Source organism: Rhodopseudomonas palustris, assembly GCF_007005445.1.
In the GTDB taxonomy this organism is placed as follows: domain Bacteria; phylum Pseudomonadota; class Alphaproteobacteria; order Rhizobiales; family Xanthobacteraceae; genus Rhodopseudomonas; species Rhodopseudomonas palustris_G.
Genome location: NZ_CP041387.1, coordinates 4,103,370 through 4,121,380 on the forward strand (window position 1 = coordinate 4,103,370; position 18,011 = coordinate 4,121,380).

The 18,011-nt window shown below is 66.9% G+C and carries 18 protein-coding genes and 1 tRNA gene; 7 read left to right on the forward strand and 12 right to left on the reverse strand.

Annotated features, from left to right (window positions below):
* Positions 1-48: 48 nt before the first annotated feature.
* From FLL57_RS18850 to FLL57_RS18865, 4 genes are all read right to left on the reverse strand, one after another.
* Positions 49-996 carry an electron transfer flavoprotein subunit alpha/FixB family protein gene (locus FLL57_RS18850; protein ID WP_013504559.1) on the reverse strand — a complete coding sequence of 316 codons (948 nt, stop codon included), beginning with the start codon at positions 994-996 and terminating at the stop codon, positions 49-51.
* Positions 996-1,745, reverse strand: coding sequence for an electron transfer flavoprotein subunit beta/FixA family protein (locus tag FLL57_RS18855; protein ID WP_013504560.1), 750 nt, complete (start codon positions 1,743-1,745; stop codon positions 996-998). Before FLL57_RS18855 ends, FLL57_RS18850 begins: the two co-directional genes overlap by 1 nt.
* A gap of 206 nt (positions 1,746-1,951) precedes the next feature.
* Complete coding sequence (locus FLL57_RS18860) at positions 1,952-2,524, reverse strand: cob(I)yrinic acid a,c-diamide adenosyltransferase (RefSeq protein WP_013504561.1); 573 nt, start codon at positions 2,522-2,524, stop codon at positions 1,952-1,954.
* A gap of 52 nt (positions 2,525-2,576) precedes the next feature.
* A complete protein-coding gene (locus FLL57_RS18865) occupies positions 2,577-2,771 on the reverse strand; it encodes a twin transmembrane helix small protein (RefSeq protein ID WP_013504562.1) in 195 nt (64 codons plus the stop codon).
* Positions 2,772-2,910: 139 nt separating this feature from the next.
* Here FLL57_RS18865 and FLL57_RS18870 point away from each other — a divergent pair, with 139 nt between their 5' ends.
* Positions 2,911-3,804 carry a YihY/virulence factor BrkB family protein gene (locus FLL57_RS18870; protein ID WP_013504563.1) on the forward strand — a complete coding sequence of 298 codons (894 nt, stop codon included), beginning with the start codon at positions 2,911-2,913 and terminating at the stop codon, positions 3,802-3,804.
* Here the strand turns inward: FLL57_RS18870 and FLL57_RS18875 are convergent.
* Complete coding sequence (locus tag FLL57_RS18875; RefSeq protein ID WP_142883685.1) at positions 3,731-4,948, reverse strand: ATP-binding protein; 1,218 nt, start codon at positions 4,946-4,948, stop codon at positions 3,731-3,733. The two genes, FLL57_RS18870 and FLL57_RS18875, sit on opposite strands and share 74 nt — an antisense overlap.
* Before the next feature lie 101 nt (positions 4,949-5,049).
* A complete protein-coding gene (gene gluQRS, locus FLL57_RS18880; RefSeq protein WP_142883686.1) occupies positions 5,050-5,931 on the reverse strand; it encodes a tRNA glutamyl-Q(34) synthetase GluQRS in 882 nt (293 codons plus the stop codon).
* A 121-nt stretch (positions 5,932-6,052) separates the two neighbouring features.
* Here gluQRS and FLL57_RS18885 point away from each other — a divergent pair, with 121 nt between their 5' ends.
* Entirely contained in the window at positions 6,053-6,772 is a 720-nt protein-coding gene (locus tag FLL57_RS18885) for a DNA-3-methyladenine glycosylase family protein (RefSeq protein ID WP_142883687.1), read from the forward strand.
* Positions 6,773-6,913: 141 nt separating this feature from the next.
* Here the strand turns inward: FLL57_RS18885 and nikR are convergent, their stop codons facing one another.
* On the reverse strand, positions 6,914-7,354 hold the full coding sequence (gene nikR / locus FLL57_RS18890) for a nickel-responsive transcriptional regulator NikR (RefSeq protein WP_013504567.1): 441 nt from the start codon (positions 7,352-7,354) through the stop codon (positions 6,914-6,916).
* Between the two features lie 187 nt (positions 7,355-7,541).
* On the opposite strand from nikR, the gene FLL57_RS18895 reads away from it, so the two are divergent.
* Together FLL57_RS18895 and FLL57_RS18900 are read left to right on the forward strand one after the other, a co-directional pair.
* Positions 7,542-9,707: a TonB-dependent receptor gene (locus FLL57_RS18895; protein WP_142883688.1), complete on the forward strand. Its 2,166-nt coding sequence runs from the start codon at positions 7,542-7,544 to the stop codon at positions 9,705-9,707.
* A gap of 507 nt (positions 9,708-10,214) precedes the next feature.
* Positions 10,215-10,568 (forward strand): PRC-barrel domain-containing protein, encoded by a 354-nt coding sequence (locus FLL57_RS18900; protein WP_013504569.1) that lies wholly within the window; start codon positions 10,215-10,217, stop codon positions 10,566-10,568.
* Between the two features lie 25 nt (positions 10,569-10,593).
* On the opposite strand, the gene FLL57_RS18905 is transcribed toward FLL57_RS18900, so the two are convergent.
* Positions 10,594-12,210 carry an alpha-amylase family glycosyl hydrolase gene (locus FLL57_RS18905; RefSeq protein ID WP_013504570.1) on the reverse strand — a complete coding sequence of 539 codons (1,617 nt, stop codon included), beginning with the start codon at positions 12,208-12,210 and terminating at the stop codon, positions 10,594-10,596.
* A 480-nt stretch (positions 12,211-12,690) separates the two neighbouring features.
* Here FLL57_RS18905 and FLL57_RS18910 point away from each other — a divergent pair, with 480 nt between their 5' ends.
* Both FLL57_RS18910 and FLL57_RS18915 read left to right on the forward strand, forming a co-directional pair.
* Positions 12,691-13,218, forward strand: coding sequence for a hypothetical protein (locus FLL57_RS18910; RefSeq protein WP_013504571.1), 528 nt, complete (start codon positions 12,691-12,693; stop codon positions 13,216-13,218).
* A gap of 316 nt (positions 13,219-13,534) precedes the next feature.
* Positions 13,535-14,005, forward strand: coding sequence for a hypothetical protein (locus tag FLL57_RS18915; RefSeq protein ID WP_142883689.1), 471 nt, complete (start codon positions 13,535-13,537; stop codon positions 14,003-14,005).
* 135 nt (positions 14,006-14,140) lie between these two features.
* On the opposite strand, the gene FLL57_RS23415 is transcribed toward FLL57_RS18915, so the two are convergent.
* Together FLL57_RS23415 and FLL57_RS18920 are read right to left on the reverse strand one after the other, a co-directional pair.
* On the reverse strand, positions 14,141-14,293 hold the full coding sequence (locus FLL57_RS23415; protein ID WP_013504574.1) for a hypothetical protein: 153 nt from the start codon (positions 14,291-14,293) through the stop codon (positions 14,141-14,143).
* A 175-nt stretch (positions 14,294-14,468) separates the two neighbouring features.
* Positions 14,469-14,542: transfer RNA gene (locus FLL57_RS18920), tRNA-Gly, on the reverse strand.
* A gap of 187 nt (positions 14,543-14,729) precedes the next feature.
* Here FLL57_RS18920 and FLL57_RS18925 point away from each other — a divergent pair.
* Positions 14,730-15,308 (forward strand): methylated-DNA--[protein]-cysteine S-methyltransferase, encoded by a 579-nt coding sequence (locus tag FLL57_RS18925; protein WP_047308964.1) that lies wholly within the window; start codon positions 14,730-14,732, stop codon positions 15,306-15,308.
* Here the strand turns inward: FLL57_RS18925 and FLL57_RS18930 are convergent.
* The gene (locus FLL57_RS18930; protein WP_142883690.1) at positions 15,305-16,741 is read right to left on the reverse strand and encodes an MATE family efflux transporter; all 1,437 of its coding nucleotides are present in this window, start codon (positions 16,739-16,741) and stop codon (positions 15,305-15,307) included. The two genes, FLL57_RS18925 and FLL57_RS18930, sit on opposite strands and share 4 nt — an antisense overlap.
* 122 nt (positions 16,742-16,863) lie before the next feature.
* On the reverse strand, positions 16,864-17,913 hold the full coding sequence (locus FLL57_RS18935; protein WP_013504577.1) for a hypothetical protein: 1,050 nt from the start codon (positions 17,911-17,913) through the stop codon (positions 16,864-16,866).
* Between the last annotated feature and the right edge of the window lie 98 nt (positions 17,914-18,011).

The window sequence follows — 18,011 nt, forward strand, 5'->3', positions numbered from 1 at the left end:
TGCAACGAACCCGGCCCTCGGGCCGGGTTCGTCCGCCCGCGAAGGCGTTTACTTGCCGAGCTTGCCCAGCTCTTCGGTCAACTCCGGCACCGCCTGGTAGAGGTCGGCGACCAGACCGTAATCCGCAACCTGGAAGATCGGCGCGTCTTCGTCCTTGTTGATCGCGACGATCACCTTGGAGTCCTTCATGCCGGCGAGATGCTGGATCGCGCCGGAAATGCCGATCGCGACGTACAGCTCCGGGGCCACAACCTTGCCGGTCTGGCCGACCTGCCAGTCGTTCGGGGCGTAGCCGGCATCGACCGCGGCGCGCGAGGCGCCGACACCGGCGCCGAGCTTGTCGGCAAGCGGCTCGATGTACTTGGTGAAGTTCTCGCGGCTCTGCATCGCACGGCCGCCCGACACGATGATCTTGGCGGAGGCCAGTTCGGGACGGTCGCTCTTGGCGACTTCCTCGCCGACGAAGCTCGACAGGCCGGGATCGGCCGCCGCAGCGACGGTCTCGATCGCAGCGCTGCCGCCCTCGCCCGGGGCCGCCTGGAAGGTCGAGGTCCGGACGGTGATGACCTTCTTGGCGTCCTTGGACTTCACGGTCTGGATCGCGTTGCCGGCATAGATCGGACGCTCGAAGGTGTCGGGCGCCACCACCTTGATGATCTCCGACACCTGCATCACGTCGAGCAGCGCGGCGACGCGCGGCATCACGTTCTTGAACCGCGAGGTGGCCGGAGCGACGATCGCGTCGTAGCTGCCGGCGAGCGAGACGATCAGCGCGGCCAGCGGCTCGGCGAGATCGTGCTCATAGGCCGGCGCTTCGGCGAGCAGCACCTTGGCGGCGCCCTGCAGCTTGGCGGCGGCATCGGCCGCGGCCTTGCAGCCCTGGCCGGCGACGAGCACGTGCACCTCGCCGCCGAGCGCGGCGGCGGCGGTCATCGCCTTGTTGGTGGCGTCCTTGAGCTGAGCGTTGTCGTGTTCGGCAATCAGCAGCGTGGTCATCAGATTACACCCGCTTCGTTCTTGAGCTTCGAGACCAGTTCGGCGACGTCCTTGACCTTGACGCCGGCCTTGCGGCCGCCCGGCTCGACGGTCTTCAGAACTTCCAGGCGCGGCGAAACGTCGACGCCGTAGTCGGCCGCGGTCTTCTCCGCGATCGGCTTCTTCTTGGCCTTCATGATGTTCGGCAGGCTGGCGTAGCGCGGCTCGTTCAGCCGCAGATCGGTGGTGACGATCGCCGGGCCCTTCAGCTTGACGGTCTGCGAACCGCCGTCGACTTCACGCGCCACGGTAAAGTCGGAGCCGTCGACTTCGAGCTTCGAGGCAAAGGTCGCCTGCGCCCAGCCGAGCAGCGCTGCCAGCATCTGGCCGGTCTGGTTGGAATCGTCGTCGATCGCCTGCTTGCCGAGAATGATCAGTCCGGGCTTTTCTTCGTCGGCCACGCCCTTGAGAATCTTGGCGACCGCCAGCGGCTCGACCACGCCGTCGGCCTTGACCAGGATGCCGCGGTCGGCGCCCATGGCGAGGCCGGTGCGCAGGGTTTCCGACGCCTGCGCCGGTCCGATCGAGACGACGACGACTTCGGTCGCCTTGCCGGCCTCTTTGAGGCGCAGCGCTTCTTCGACGGCGATCTCGTCGAACGGATTCATCGACATCTTGACGTTGGCGAGTTCAACGCCCGACCCGTCGCTCTTGACGCGGATCTTGACGTTGTAGTCGACCACGCGCTTGACCGGCACCAGAACCTTCATCGATCCTCTTTCGTGTTGCGGTGGGTAATCGTTTGTTGGCGGCGGAACCTAAAGCCCCTCCTAACCGGGGTCAACGCGGCAAAGCCAAAAACCGCCCGGTTCCCGGGAGCATTTCCAGTTCTCATCAGATCAGAACCGGAGCTGCGGCTGTTTGTTTCTGACCCGTGTTCTCGACGCGAACCGGCTTTCAGTTGGCTCGAAAAGCCCTAGCGGTTCTGGCCGGGCACCCAAAGCACGTCGCCTTGCCCGCCGTCGTTTACCGTGCGGGCGGCGACAAACAGGAAGTCGGACAGACGGTTGACGTACTGGACGGCCGCCGGAGTGACCTTCTCGTGCGGGCGGGCGGCGAGTTCCACCATCGCGCGTTCCGCACGGCGGCATATTGTCCGCGCCACATGCAGGTAAGCGGCTGCTGGCTTGCCGCCAGGCAGCACGAACGAGGTCAGCGGCGCGAGGCGGTCGTTGAGCTGATCGATCTCGCGCTCGAGGCGCTCGACCTGGCTCGACAGCACCCGCAGCCGCTCGGCCTTACCGTCGCGCTCCGGCACCGCGAGATCGGCGCCGAGGTCGAACAGATCATTCTGAATCCGGCCAATCATGGCGTCGAGATCCGGCAGCTCGGACAGATGCAGCCGCACCACGCCGAGCGCAGCGTTGGTTTCGTCGATACTGCCGTAAGCCGCGATCCGCAGATCTGATTTCGGCCGCCGCTCGCCGGTGCCGAGGGCGGTGGTGCCGTCGTCACCGCTGCGGGTGTAGATTCGATTGAGAACGACCATCGCGCGGGATTCCTGCGGCGGAAAGATCAGGTGAAATCGGGCTTTTTGGCAGCTAACGACCCAGCGCCCAGATCGCAAGCATGGTGATGACGATGGCGACGAATTGCAGCAACACCCGCCAGCGCATCAGGGTCTGCGACCGGTTCGGCGAGCCGCCCCGCATCATGTTGATCAGCCCGAGCATCAGCACAACAGCGACGGCGCAGAGCGCGACCGGCAGGGCGATTGAACTGAGGAAGGTTGCCATCTAGGTTTCATAGCACCGCTGCTGATCCCGCGCTATCCCCGTGGCGGCGCCCGGCGCAACGAACCCGGGTGGAGCCGGTTAGTAGCGGATGCTATGGTTCCACCGTGCCCGTCGGCAGCAACTCGTGACAAGGTGACCCGTGAGGCAGATCCGCACCGCCTATGCGGTCGCAGTCGACGCGTTCTATACGTTCCTGGCGGACGATGGATGGGCGATCGCCAGCCATATCGCGCTGTCGACGCTGATGGCGCTGTTTCCGTTCCTGATCGTGCTGACGTCGCTGGCCGGTTTCATCGGCTCGCGCGAGCTGGCCGACCAGGCCGCCGAGCTGCTGCTCGACGTCTGGCCGGCCCAGGTCGCCAGCACGTTGTCGGGTGAAATCCACGACGTGCTGACCACCACCCGGGGCGGCGTGCTGACGATCGGCCTGCTGCTGGCCCTGTATTTCGCCTCCAACGGCGTCGAGAGTCTGCGGGTCGGCCTCAACCGCGCTTACGCGGTGGTCGAGCCGCGGCCGTGGTACCTGCTGCGGCTGGAGTCGATCGGCTACACCCTGGTGGCGGCGTTTACCGCGCTGGCGATGGGGTTCCTGATCGTGCTCGGACCGCTGATCCTGGCCACGGCCCGACACTACGTGCCGGTGCTGGTCCAGAACAACGAGCCGCTGCTGACGATCGCCCGCTACGGCATCGCCATCACGGCGTTGACCGTGGCGCTGTTCCTGCTGCACGCCTACCTGCCGGCGGGGCGGCGTTCGTTCAAGCAGATCCTGCCCGGCATCGTCTTCACCATCGCGGCCTCGCTGATTTCGGGCGTCGCGTTCGGCATGTATCTGGCGCGCTTCGCAAACAACTACGTGACGATGTATGCGGGGCTGGGCTCGGTGATCATCGCCCTGGTGTTTCTGTACTTCATCGCCGCGATCTTCGTTTACGGCGGCGAACTCAACGCCGCGATCATCAAGTCGCGGCTGCCCGAGGGGACGACGCTGCAAGAAGCGCAGTTGCGAGCGCCCGGGGCGAAACCGGCTTGAGTAGGAAGGCGTCGGCTCCCGCTTTGCGCGCCGCCGGCTCATCCTGATCGCGTCCCGACACGCCGATGACCGGGATCTTGCCGAGCGGTCGCGGCAGCGCCCGAATCCGCCGGATCGCCTCGACCCCGCTTATCCCGGGCAGCACCATGTCCATCAGCACCGCGTCGAACTCGGCCTTGGCCAGCCGCTCCGCAACCGCCTCGCCGCTGCCGACGAAATCGCACTGATGGCCGAGTTCGGTGAGGATGGCGTTGAGCACCACCCGCCCGAACGGATTGTCCTCGACGCTGAGGATCCGCAGCCGCCCGCCGCCGGTGGCGCGCACCGCGCCGTCCGACGTCGCCATCTGCGGCGGCTTGGCCCGGTCCAGCGTCACCGTCAGGGTGAACACTGTGCCGCCGCGCGGCCGCTGCGCCACCGTGACGTCCCCGCCCAGCGCCCGGGCGATCTGACGCACCGACGACAATCCGAGCCCGGCGCCGCCGAACCGCGACGCGATGTTGACATTGGCCTGGGAGAAAGGCCGGAACAGCCGCTTGATCTCGGCGAGCGACAGACCGATGCCGCTGTCGGACACCGCGAACGACACCTGCGCCTTGCCGCGGCCTGCGGCCGCGGCGGCGACCTTCAGCGAAACGTCGCCGCGTTCGGTGAATTTCACCGCGTTGTCGATCAGGTTCTCCAGCGCGGCGCGCAGCCGCACCGCATCGCCGATCGCAAACCCCGGCAGCCGCGGCGAGATCGTCACCGTGGCATGCAGCCCCTTGGCAGCGGCCCGGCCGGACAGCGAGTCCCCGGCATGGCGGGCCAGCGCCCGCAGATCGAAGAATTCCGAGCGCAGCCCGAGCCCGGTGGTGCCGAGCCGCGCGGCGTCGACGAACAGCGTGGCGAGGCCGGACAGGTGCTCGGCGCCGGCCTTGATGGTGTCGACCCAGCGCCGCTCGCGCTCGCCGAGGTCGGAGGTCGCCAGCAATTCGCTGACAGCCAGGATACCGGTGAGCGGGGTGCGAACCTCGTGCGCGAAGGTCGCCAGCACGGTCTCGATCATGCCCGGCGTGGCCGGCTTCTTGCGGCGGACACGCTTCGGCGGCGTCCGCTTGACCTGCGTCCGCCCGCTGCGCAACGCGCGCGATTTCACCGCCATGTGTCCCCCGAGCCGTCCGGTCCACATTGCCACGCCCGAGGCGACCGAGTCACGCCGGGAAGCCCCACGGCCGTAGCAAAAACGCCTGCATCAAGCAGCGCTCAGAGCGCGGAGCCAAGCCCCACCATCGTCCGGATGTCGGCCGGCGACACCTCCGCGGCCCGCAGCTCGCGCAGGCCGGTCGAGCCGGTCGATTTCGACAGCTTGCGGCCCTCCGCGTCCCGCAGCAGCGCATGGTGCCGATACACCGGCGCCGGCAGGCCGAGCAGGTGCTGCAGCAGCCGGTGCACCGAGGTCGACCAGAACAGGTCGGCGCCGCGCACCACCTCGGTGATGCCTTGCAGCGCATCGTCGATCACCACCGATAGGTGATAGCTGGTCGGGGTTTCCTTGCGCGCGATGATCACGTCGCCCCACGCCTCCGGGCGCGCCGCGATGGAGCCGGTCTCACCGTCCGGGCCGCTGCCGAGTTCCTGCCAGCTCAGCTCGCCGGCCAGCGCAATCGCCGCCGTCATGTCGAGCCGCAGCGCATACGGCACGCCGGCGGCGATCAGGTCGGCCCGTTTCGTCGCGGAAAGCTGCTTGCCGAGCCCCGGATACAGCGGCGCCCCGTCGGGATCGCGTGGCCAAGGCGCCGCGGTTTCCTTCACGGCGACCAGCCGGGCGATTTCGGCGCGGCTTTCGAACGCCGGATAGATCAGCCCCAGCGCGGACAGCCGCTCGACCGCGCCGTGGTACAGCGCGAGATGGTCCGACTGCCGCCGCACCTCGCCGTCCCAGGCGAGGCCGAGCCAGGACAGATCTTCGTAGATCGCCTGTTCGAACGCCGGCCGGCATCGGGTGCGATCGATGTCCTCGATGCGCAGCAGCAGCTTGCCGCCGCTCGCCCGCGCCAGATCGGCATTCAGCAGTGCCGAGAAAGCGTGGCCGAGATGCAGATAGCCGTTCGGGCTCGGGGCAAATCGGAAAACGGGTGGCGGCATTGAACCCCTGACGTCATTGCCGCACTTGATCCGGCAATCCATCGGATGAGAGACTCTTCTACGATAGCGGATGGATGCGCGGGTCAAGCCCGCGCATGACGCCGGAAAGCCGAACCACCTGATGACCATTCATCTCGACAGCCAGGCCGACCTCGACGACGCCATCACCGCGCTGGTGAAGCGGGACCCGCGGCTGAAGCCGGTGCTCGAGGTGGCCGGGATGCCGGCGCTGCGCCGGCGCGAGCCGGGCTTTGCCGGGCTCGCCGCAATCGTCTGCGGCCAGCAGCTTTCGACTGCCTCGGCGGCGGCGATCTGGGGCCGGGTGTCGGCGGCGTTCGATCCGTTCGAGCACGGCGCGATCAAGCGGGCGCGGGCCGACCGGCTGGCGCGGCTCGGGCTGTCGACCGCGAAGATCAAGACGCTGAAGGCGCTCGCCAAGGAGCTCGCCGCCGAACGGCTCAACCTCGATGTGCTGGCCGAAGAAGACGCCGACGCCGCGCACGCCACGCTGACCGCGCTGCACGGCATCGGGCCATGGACCGCCGACATCTATCTGTTGTTCTGCCTCGGCCACGGCGATGCCTGGCCGGCCGGCGACCTCGCGGTGCAGGAGGCGATGCGGATCGGCCTCGGCCTCAAAGCGCGCCCGACCGTGAAACAGATGGCGCCGCTCGCCGAACCCTGGCGCCCGCTGCGCGGCGCCGCCGCGCATCTGTGGTGGGCCTACTACCACGCGGTGAAGCGGCGCGAGGGCGTGATCGGCAACGACAAGGCGGCGAAAGTCGTGACGAAGAAAGCCGCGGCAAAGACGCCTCGCGCCCGGAAGTCACCCTCGCGCTGAAAGCTTCCGTCATTGCGAGGAGCGAAGCGACGCAGCAATCCAGGGGTAGGTGCACGGAGCCCCTGGATTGCTTCGCCTTCGGCTCGCAATGACGTCGAGAGTCTTTCCTGTCAGGAGCGGACTTTTGACCCGCCTTTCAGATCACGAGTCGTGCTCATGAGGATGCTCGCGATCCTCTGCCGGCGGCTCCGCCGGAATCGTCACCAGCCTTCCGTAGCGGACGCCACGTTCGGCGAAGATGTGGTCGGCGAAGTGTTGCAGCTCGCTGGCGTTGCCGTCGAGGATCGTCACTTCAAGACATTGATCGTGGTCGAGATGCACGTGCATCGTGGCCCGCGACAGATCGTGATGATGGTGGAAACTCTGCGTCAGCTTGCGCGGCAGGTCGCGCTTGGCGTGATCGTAGGTGTAGACCATCGCGCCGACGCAATGCCCGCTGGTGGTCTCCGCCGCGGTCTGCTGGATGCCGATCCGCGCCAGATCGCGGATCGCCTCGGAGCGGTTCTGGTAGCCGCGCGCCGCGATGATCGCGTCGAGCTTCTCCATCAGATCGTCGTCGAGCGTGATGGTGACGCGGTGCATCGAAAGCCCTCTTGCTGGTTACCGGGTTGTCAGTATGAAGTTTGATTGACTTCATCATACTCACCGGGCACGCTGCGATGGTTGGCGCTCTGCCGGGACCGCCTGCGATAACAGATTCAGGGTGGACGCGTCTTGCAGCGATGCAGGACACGAGGGGGTGTGCGTGACGAGTGTCCGGCGAGAGGTGATGCGCGGCTGTGCGGCCGGCTGCATCGTGTTGAATTTTGTTGCGGTCATCGGGACGGCGCGGGCCGAGCAGGCGCTACCGCAGGTCACGATCGATGCCCCGGCGCAGGCAAAGCCGAAGCCGCATCACAGCCGCGAGGCGAGCTCCCGTCAGGGCCGGGCAGTCCCGGCGCCGGCACCTGACGCCTCCTCGCCCTCAACTGCACCGAGCGCGAGCCCGTCCGCGGCCGCGATGAGCGCGGCGCAGAACCAGACCGCGAGCAGCCGCGTCATCACCGGCGCCGAGATCAACGCACTGCCGTTCATGCGGCCCGGCGAGGCGCTGGAAGCCGCACCCGGGCTGGTGGTCACCCAGCATTCCGGCGAAGGCAAGGCCAATCAGTATTTCCTGCGCGGCTTCAACCTCGACCACGGCACGGATCTGGCCATCACCATCGACGGCATGCCGGTGAACATGCCGACCCACGGCCACGGCCAGGGCTACGCCGACGTCAACTTCCTGATTCCCGAGCTGATCAGCACCATGACGGTGCGCAAGGGGCCGTATTTCGCCGACGTCGGCGACTTCGGCTCGGCCGGCGCGCTCGGCATCGAGTACTTGCGGGCGATGCCCCAGAACCTCGCTCAGGTAACCGTCGGCAGCTTCGGCTATCGGCGGCTGCTCGGCGCCGGCTCGACCCGCGTCGGCGACGGCACCTGGCTGGCCGCGTTCGAGGCCAGCACCTACAACGGCCCCTGGGACGTGCCGGACAACGTCAGCAAGCTCAACGGCGTGCTGCGCTACAGCCAGGGCACCGCGACCGACGGCTTCTCGCTGACCGGGATGGCTTATTCCAACCGCTGGACCTCGACCGATCAGGTGGCGCAGCGCGCGATCGACCAGGGCCTGATCGGCCGCTACGGCTCGCTGGATCCGACCGATGGCGGCATTTCCAGCCGCTACAGCCTGTCCGGCCGCTTCGCGCAATCCAGCGACATCGGCCAGACCGACGTCAATGCCTATGTGATCCGCTCGTCGCTGCAGCTCTACAACAACTTCACCTACTTCCTCGACGATCCGGTGAACGGCGACCAGTTCAACCAATACGACCGCCGCACCGTGCTCGGCCTGAACGGCACGCAGCGCTTCGACTATCGGTTCGCCGGGCTGCCGGTCGAGACACGAATTGGGCTGCAGAGCCGCGCCGACAATATCGATCTCGGCCTCGACAAGACGCTGCGACGCGACTGGCTGTCGACGGTGCGGGCCGACGATGTCTCCGAGCAGTCGCTCGGGCTGTGGACCGACACCACGGTGCGCTGGACCGACTGGCTGCGCACCACCGCCGGCGTGCGGCAGGACTTCTTCACCGGCCGGGTGATCAGCGACAATCCGGCGAATTCTGGCAACGCCTCGGCGTCGATGACCAGCCCGAAGGCCGGCATCGTGCTCGGCCCGTGGATCGGCACCGAGTTCTACGGCAATGCCGGCACCGGGCTGCACAGCAACGACATCCGCGGCGCCACCATCACGGTCGACCCCAACAGCGGCGATCCGGTCAGCCGCGTGCCGCTGCTGGTGCGCTCCAAGGGCGCCGAACTCGGCATCCGCAACAGATCGATCCCCGGGCTGACGACATCGCTGGCGGTGTTCTTGCTCGATTTCGACTCCGAGCTTTTGTTCGTCGGCGACGCCGGCACCACCGAAGCGAGCCGGCCGAGCCGCCGGGTCGGCGTCGAATGGACCAGCCAGTATCGGCCGCTATCCTGGCTCGGCGTCGATCTCGACGTTGCTTATACGAAAGCGCGGTTCACGGATTTCGACCCGGCCGGCGACTTCATCCCGGGCGCACCGGCCTGGGTGGCGAGCGCCGGCATCACGCTCGGCGAGCAGCGCGGCTGGTTCGGTGCGCTGAAAGGCCGCTACTTCGGCCCGCGGCCGCTGATCGAGGACGACAGCGTGCGCTCGCTGTCGTCGCTGATCTTCAACGCTCGCGCCGGCTATCGCTTCGACAACGGCGTGCGGGTGCAGCTCGACGTGCTGAACCTGTTCGACGCCAAGACCAATCAGATCGAATACTACTACCTGTCCCGATTGCCGGGCGAGCCGCTGGGCGGTGTCGGCGACCGCCACGTCCATCCGGTGGAACCGCTGGCTGTGCGGCTGACATTGGCAGGGACGTTCTGATCGTACGACATTTGGCACGCATGCAGCGGCGACGTTCCGGAACGATCCGAGAAAATCCCGGATTTCAAAAGATCCCGGATGTCGCGTCGCCGCGCCACGACCACCGACAGCCCACAACGAATGATAGCCCAGACCGAGCGATAGCCCAGAATGAGTGATAGCCCATAACGAGAAACGCGCGCCGACGTTGACCGCCGACGCGCGCCTCGTAACTCGCTGGTTCCCAGGCGCTGAGGGGCGCCTCGGCCGAGCGGCTCACTGCTGGGTGCATCATCCACGACGAGCGGTCTAGTGCCCGCCGCAATGATGCTCAGTCAGCCAACCTCAGCGGGCGTCCCCAGCGAGGTGACAGCGTTTCGAGTGAGACACTGGATCACCTCCTTCCGTTGTTTCCGATGAAGAGAGGATAAGTACGATTCTGCAGTTTGTGAAGAGCCTACGACCGGCACTCGGGGGCGGAACAGGTTCTCGCTCCGCTCGTTGGCCCTGCTTTACAGGGAGACCAGCATGAACCCAGAAGCCAACGAGACCCTCAAGCTGATCGGCAGCGACAAGGTGCAGGGAACCGCGGTGTACGGGCCGGACGGCGAGAAGATCGGTTCGATCGAACGGGTAATGATCGAGAAGGTGAGCGGGCGGGTGTCCTACGCGGTACTGTCGTTCGGCGGCTTCCTCGGCATCGGCGACGATCATTATCCGCTGCCCTGGCCGGCGTTGAAGTACAATGTCGACCTCGGTGGCTATCAGGTGATGGTCACGGTCGATCAGCTCGAGCGCGCGCCGAAATACGGCCGCGGCTCCGAATGGGACTGGCGCGGCGCCAACAAGGTCGACGACTACTACGGCGTGGCGCTGACGTAAGGCGGGGGCGCCCCCGCCCCGCCCACTAGACGACCTCTTCCGGCGCGCGGCCGACGATGATGCCCTCGTGGCCGCGCAGATCGAGCGTTGCGCCGATGCGTTCGCCGGCGCGATCCAGCATCGTCGACAGCAGCACCTCGCCGTCGAGTCCGATCGCGTCGGACGCCGCCGAGATCGGATCGGACCCGAGATTGAGCGCGATCAGCACCGATTGCCCCCGATGGTGCCGGCGATACAGCAGCAGATCGCCGTCCGCGGCGAGCGGCTGATAGTCGCCGACCGAGAGCTGCGGCAACTGCCGCCGCAGCCGCAGCAGCGCGCGATACAGGTTCAGGATCGACTGCGCATCGGCCCGCAGATTGGCGGCGTTGTCCTGGATCGCGTCGGGCGCCAGCGGCAGCCACGGCCGGACGTCGGAGAAGCCAGCATGGGCGGAGGCGTCCCATTGCATCGGGGTGCGGCAGCCGTCGCGGCCGACACCGATGCCCGGCACGTTCTTCTCGAACGGATCCTGCACGTCCTCCGGCGCGATTTCGACCTGCTCCATGCCGAGTTCGTCGCCGTAATACATGGTCGGTGTGCCGCGCAGCGTCAGCAGCAGCATTGCGGCGACGCGTGCCTGCGCCGGTCCGACCCGGCTCGCCACCCGCGGGCGATCGTGGTTGCCGAGCACCCAGTTCGGCCACGCACCGGCGGGTAACGCCTGCTCGTAGCGATCGATCAGGGCGGCAATGTCGCGGGCGTGCCAGGGCGTCGACAACAGCGCAAAATTGAACGGCAATTGTGCGCCGTTCAGGTCGGCCCCATAATAAGCCACCAGCCGCTCGATCGGCAGATAGATCTCACCGATCAGGAGACGGTGATCGAATTCGTCGATCACGCTGCGCAGTTCGGCGACGACCTGCTGCGTCTCCGGCCGGTCAGCGGAATACTGCGGGATCAGCGCCGCGTGCGGCGGCATGCCGGGGCGGAAGTCCGGATTGGGCGGGTTGTCGCGGAACTGGTCGTCCTTGATCAGGTGCCAGATCACGTCTACGCGAAAGCCGTCGACGCCTTTGCGCAACCAGAACCGCATCGCCTCGCAGATCGCGGCTCGCACCTCCGGATTGCGCCAGTTGAGGTCGGGCTGCTGTTTCAGGAAGGCGTGATAGTAATATTGGCCGGTGGCTTCGTCGTACTCCCAGCCACTGCCGCCGAATTCGGACAGCCAGTTGGTCGGCGGCCCGCCGTCCGGTGCAGGATCGCGCCAGATGTACCAGTCGCGCTTCCGATTGTCGCGCGACGACCGGCTCTCGATGAACCAGGGATGCTGGTCGGACGAATGGTTCGGCACCAGGTCGAGAATGACCTTGAGACCGCGGGCATGCGCGGTGAGCACCAGCGCGTCGAAATCGTCCATGGTGCCGAAGATCGGGTCGATGCCGACATAGTCGGCAACGTCGTAGCCGAAATCCGCCATGGGGGACGGAAAGATCGGCGACAGCCAGATCGCATCGACCCCGAGATCGGACAGATAGCCCAGCCGGTCGATGATGCCGCGCAGATCGCCGATGCCGTCGCCATTGCTGTCCTGAAACGAGCGCGGATAGATCTGGTACAGCACACCCGCCGCCCACCACGACACGCTCGCAACGGTTTGCATCAGTTCTCGCCTTTCCCATTTCGGTCTCAGACGCGACAGTGCGCGGCTTTGTTCCGGGCGCAGCCGAATAGACCACGCTGTCGCACAAGGATGCGTCAGCGCCGTGAAGCACCGCGCGGGACTCGTGCCCGCTTGACCGAAGCGGAAATCGGCGCCTGGCGTCGGGCAGCGGCGATGGCCGGACGCGCGCCCGAGGGTCGCGCAGGCACAGCGATCTCGACCGACAGACCACACCAAGCTACCATCCACGCATTCGTGAATGACCAAGCCGGCCGAAGCCCCTCGAACTGTCTTGATCGCAAGTGATTATTTACTGCAGGAACGCAGGTTCTGCTGCGGCGCGATGCCGCCGGTAGCCTGGTGGTTCAAAGACTTGTCGCGCTGCAAAACTATGCCAAGCTGGGAACCGGGTGGGTTGCCAAGAATTGTCGGTCAAAGACTGAAATTCAAACTAACACATCGCTATAGAGGAAGGTAAGAATGACGCAGATCACCAAGGTTTATCAGGACGCCGGCAAGGCTCAGGCGGCCGTCGCGGAGCTGAAAGCCGCCTCGTTCAGCAACGCCGCGATCGCCTCCACCAGCAAGGACGGGACCGTGGTCACGGTCGACCCGCCGTTCGGCAAGGGCGGCCAGGCCGACGCCATTCTCAACCGCCACGGTCCGAGCCGTGACACCAGCGGCTATGGCAGCGCCTCGCTGACGGACTCGTCCGCCCGGCTGACCGGCGCGCCGCGTCTGACCGACTCCCGCACCACGCTCGGCGGCATCTTCCCGGAGCTGACCAGCCCGAACTTCTTCCTGTCGTCGATGTTCGGCCCGCTGCTGGCGGCGTCGCAGAAGCCGTGGTCATCGCTGGCGTCGAGCCAGAAGCCGTGGTCGAGCCTGGCCAAGAGCCAGGACGCCTGGTCGTCGCTGGCCAGCAATCAGAAGGCGTCGGCGCAACTGATCAACAATCCGGCGCCGTTCTCGTCGATGCTGGGGCTGCCGGTGCTCGCCGGCCGCTGAGCATTTCTCCTCACTGATCGTTCGCGTCGAGGGCGCCGGCTTTGCCGGCGCCCTTTTTGCGTCGCCACTTGCGAGTGCGCTGAAGCGACTTGCGCGTACAGTGAGCTTCCGGAATCAATCGATCAGTTCCGGAGACTGCGATGCGGGTCATGCGCCGATTGACCGTCCTTGGTGAATTGCCGATCACTGAGACGCTCCACGAGCGGGGCTTCGTCACGGCAAGGCCCGCTGCTGCCTTGCCGGCTTACGTCACCCTTGCTTGTGCCGCCCTTGCTTACGTCGCCCTTGCCTACGCCCCTGAACTCGGGGGCAGGTGATGCTCGAGCTGAGCCTGATCGGCGTGATCGGACTTGCGGCGCTGTATTGGACGGCGCTGTGGTGGATGGGCCGGCATGAGGATGTATTGTACGGCCATTTCGTCAACCCCTCCGACAGCGCCGCGCCGCGAACGAGCGTCGAGCCGGCGCAGGGACCGCCGGTCGATATCAAGTCTATGCTGCAGACTGCGCCGCGGAAGACTGCCGCGCGGAAGACACCCGCAAGGACAACCTTCCTGCCGGATGCATCGCCCCTTTCGCGACTACCAACCGCAACCGCCGCCATGCCGGCACAGAGCGCGGTGCCGGCAGCCATCACGGCGGCGCCCGGCATCAAGCTGCCGTCTGCGGATTCCGCAACGGCTAGCCCGCGTCATGCGCCGGCCGCCGCGGCGACGCGCCACGACGCGCTGGCATCGCTCCTGGAGACCATCAAGCGCGATCTCAACGACTCGGTTGGCAAGCCTTGAAAGGCGCCATGGCGGCGCTCGGACGCTGAAGCGTTGCCGAGCGAAGCGGGAGCCGGCGTGAAGCGAGCGCGTTGCCACTAACAACTGGAGCGCCGGTTCCGGATCCATCAGACCGGAAATGCTCCAGGCTCGTGCTCAGTCGTGGTGACGCGGGATCAGTCTGGCTTTGGCGTGCTGGTGCGCGCCCTGGTGACCGCTCGCGATCACCACGCCGAACAGGATCAGCACCGTCGACGCCGCGGCCGCAGCCAACAGCAGGATGTCGAAAGTCATCATGGTGCTCGTCATCGCCATATCCCCCTGCAGCGAAGCAGTGAGTAAGCTTCGCGCCGAAGCCACGAGGCGGCGTTGACGCCGATCAACCGCAACACCCGCCCGGAGCGGACAGCATTGCGCTCCGCGCAGAGCAGGCGCGAAGGCGAAGGCGAGAGAGTCTGAAGCTCGCCGTGCTGAGCGGGAGATCTGGAGCGGGCGAAGGGAATCGAACCCTCGTATGCAGCTTGGGAAGCTGCCGTTCTACCATTGAACTACGCCCGCGCCGGGCCGCGACGACGCGGCGGCGTCCCTTGATCTAGCCGAGACGGCGCGATCCGCCAAGAGGCCATCTCGGAAACGGACGGCGCACGACGCCGCAGTTTACTGCATCGCAACATGCGCCACGGTCCCGTTAACAGGCTGTTTACTTTCTGAATGCCAAGCGTAGTTTCGCTGGTATAGTTCACCTATGGCGGGGGCTGCCTACACGATCTTCGACACCATGATGGGCCGATGCGGGATCGCATGGGACGTCGGGGGCGTGCTCGCCGTGCAGCTTGCCGAAGGCCGAGAGATCGACACCCGCCGCAGGCTGCTGCGGCTGTGCCCGGACGCCCGGGAGAGCAAACCCGCGGTCTGGATCGAGCCGGTGATCGACGGCATCGTCGCAGCATTGGCGGGCGAGCCGTGGGATTTCTCCGATGTCGGGCTCGATCTCGGCGGTATTCCGACATTCGACTGCCGGGTCTATGCGGCGGTTCGCACGATTCCGCGGGGCGAGACCGCAACCTTCGCCGACATCGCCAGGCAGATTCGCAGCTCGGGCGCGGTCCACGCCGTGGGGCAGGCGATCCGCCGCAATCCGTTCGCCCTGATCGTTCCCTGCCATCGCGCCCTGGCCACCGCCGGAGACGCCGGCGGCACCTGCGCCAACGGCGGAGCCATTACCCGGCGGCGCCTGCTGTCGCTCGAAGGCGCATTGGCGACCAGCGGGCCGACCCTGCTGGATGTGCTGCTGCCGTTTGCCCCGAGGCAGGCCGACCGCTAGCGCGCCACCGGCACGGCCGGCGGCTTCGGCCCCCAGCGCGTCACCAGCACGCTGAGCGCCGACGTCAGCCCGAGCAGCACCATCGAGCCGGCGGCGAGCAGATAGAAGCTGCCGACGCTGCCGTGGTGCTCGATCAGCAGCCAGCCGCCGACGACGACGAACAGTAGCCGTCCGGTCTGGGCCAGCACCGGCCCCAGCACCCTGGCGGCGCCCTGCGCCGAAAAATACATCGAGATCGCCAGCCCGATGAACGCGTACATCGGCCCCGCGGCGCGCAGATATTGCTCGCCGGCGAGCCGCACCGCGGCATCGTCGGTGAACAGGTCGACCCACAGATGCGGCATGATCGCGATCCCGGTGCCGAACACCCCGACAAACAGGAACGACACCAGTCCGGCCGTCCAGGCGATCCGCCGCGCCCGCTTCACCCGGCCGGCGCCGATCGCCATGCCGATCATCGGCACCGAGGCGATGCCGACTGCGAAAGCGATCGAGGTGAGCATGAATTCGAGCCGCCCGCCTATGCCGTAGCCGGCCAGCACCGCGGTGCCGAAATGCGCCAGCATGTGGGTGAAGATGGTGATGGTCAGCACCGACTGCAGCGGCGAGAAGCACGACACTGCACCCACCTTGAGAATATCGAAGAACATCCCACGTTCGATCCGCAGTCCTTTCAGACGCGGCGTCACCCCGGCGCGGCCGGAGAAGATCACCCAGGCCATCACCGCAGCACCAATCGAAAACGCCACCAATGTGCCGGCGGCGACGCCCGGCATGCCGAACCGCGGGATCGGCCCGAAGCCGAGGCCGAGCACGCCGCCGAGCACGATCTGCAGCATCGCCGAGCTGAGGATCATCAGCGACGGCAGCTTCATGTTGCCGGTGCCGCGCAGGATCGCCGCGAAGGTGTTCATCAGCCACGGCACCACCGCGCCGGCGAAGAAGATGTGGGTGTAGCCGACTGCCTGGCTGAGCACCGCACCGCGGCCGCCCAGCAGTTCCAGCGCCCGCTCTCCGAAAATCAGCATGCCGACCGTGAACATCAGACCGAAGCACAGCCCGATCAGCAGCGCGTGCATCGCCAGCGCGGCTGCGCGCTCGTCGTCGCCGGAGCCGAGCGCCCGCGCGATCGCCGAGGCGACGCCTCCCCCCATCGCGCCGCCCGACATAGTCATGGTCAGGATCACGAACGGAAACACCAGCGCCATCGCGGCCAGCGCTTCGGTGCCGAGCCGTCCGACATAGGACGTCTCGGCGACCGCCACGCAGGTGCCGGCGGTCAGCGCCACCACGTTCGGCCACGACAGCCGCAGCAGCGTGCGCAGGATGCCGTCGTCGAGCAGCGGATTCTTCGGAGGGGGCGGTGACGGGGCAGGCGGAGCCGGTGCGCCTTGCGCGACCGGCGGCAGCTCCGCCACGGCGATATCGGACATGCGTTTCCCCCGAGGCCCGATCTCGGCCGAGCGTCCCTGTCTCTATCACCGTTCCAGAGGGACGCGATGCCCGCGCCACGCATGGCCGCCCGCGGGCAGATCGGAGCGCACCGACCGGAAGGTCAGCGCACCGTCCAAACCAGCGGCGCTGCGTGGTGATCGCCGGCCAGACTGACCGCGATGCGACGGCCGCAGCCGGCAGCGAGGCCCTCGACCAGTCCTTGGAGCACGCGAACGCAGGCCGGGTGGGCGTCGGCGACGCCATCCATCAGCTTCCAGCCGATCTGCCGCAGCTCGTATCCGCCGCCGGTCTCGCGCAGCCCGGCGTCGTCATCCTGCGCCGCGAGCAGCGCCCGCAGCAAGGCGGCGAAACCGGCGGCGTCGCGGCCGGTCGCACCGAGCGTCGGCGCTAGATCGTCATAGGACTGCATCCCGATCAACTTGCCGGTGAGATGCAGCAGATGGCCGCCGTCGAGCGGGCCGAATAATTGCACCACGACCGGCGCCGCCGTGCGAACATATTCCATCGCGTAGTTACGGTGGGCTTTCTCCAGCCGCCGCTTCGGCCAGCTCTCGACCGGCAGCGCCGGCGCCGCCGCCGGATCGAACAGCGGCGCATCGAGGTGGCGGGCGAATTGCAGCCGCTGATCCGGCTCGAGGACGTCATCGGCCTCGTAGTAGTAGCCTTCCAATCCGTCCTGGCCGTCGACGCTCTGCTTGGTGCAGACGAAGCCGAGCCTGAGATTGCCGAGCGCGACGCCGTTGTTGGCATGCCAGCCGCGCAGCATCGCTTTCGACACCTCGCCTGGGACGCCGCAGATCGCGGTGCCGCGCCAGATCCAGCGCGGCGGCGGATAGCGGATCCACGCCTTGCGATCGTTCTCGTACATGTATTCGACGTGCACGCCGCCGATCCAGTTCGACAGATAGTGATACTGCGCCGCCGCCACCGCCGGCGGCAGATGATCGAGGCCGAGCTTGGCGAGCCCGGCGACGAAGCGTTCCTGCTGCTGGCGACGAAACACCCGGAACACGAATTCGGCGGCATCGGCCGTGCCGCGGCGACTGACCAGCGTCAGGACCAGGCCGGTGAACACTGCATGATACAGATCGGCAACGCCGCGCCACGCGCGCGACGGCGCCGCCTGCCCGGCTTCGGACGCTTCTCCCATGGGCTCTCTTCCCGTTGTCGTTCTTGTTCGTGGTTTCTGCCGCGGCCGCCCTGCGACCAGCCGTCTCACTGATTTTCACGGGTGGGAATTGAACACAA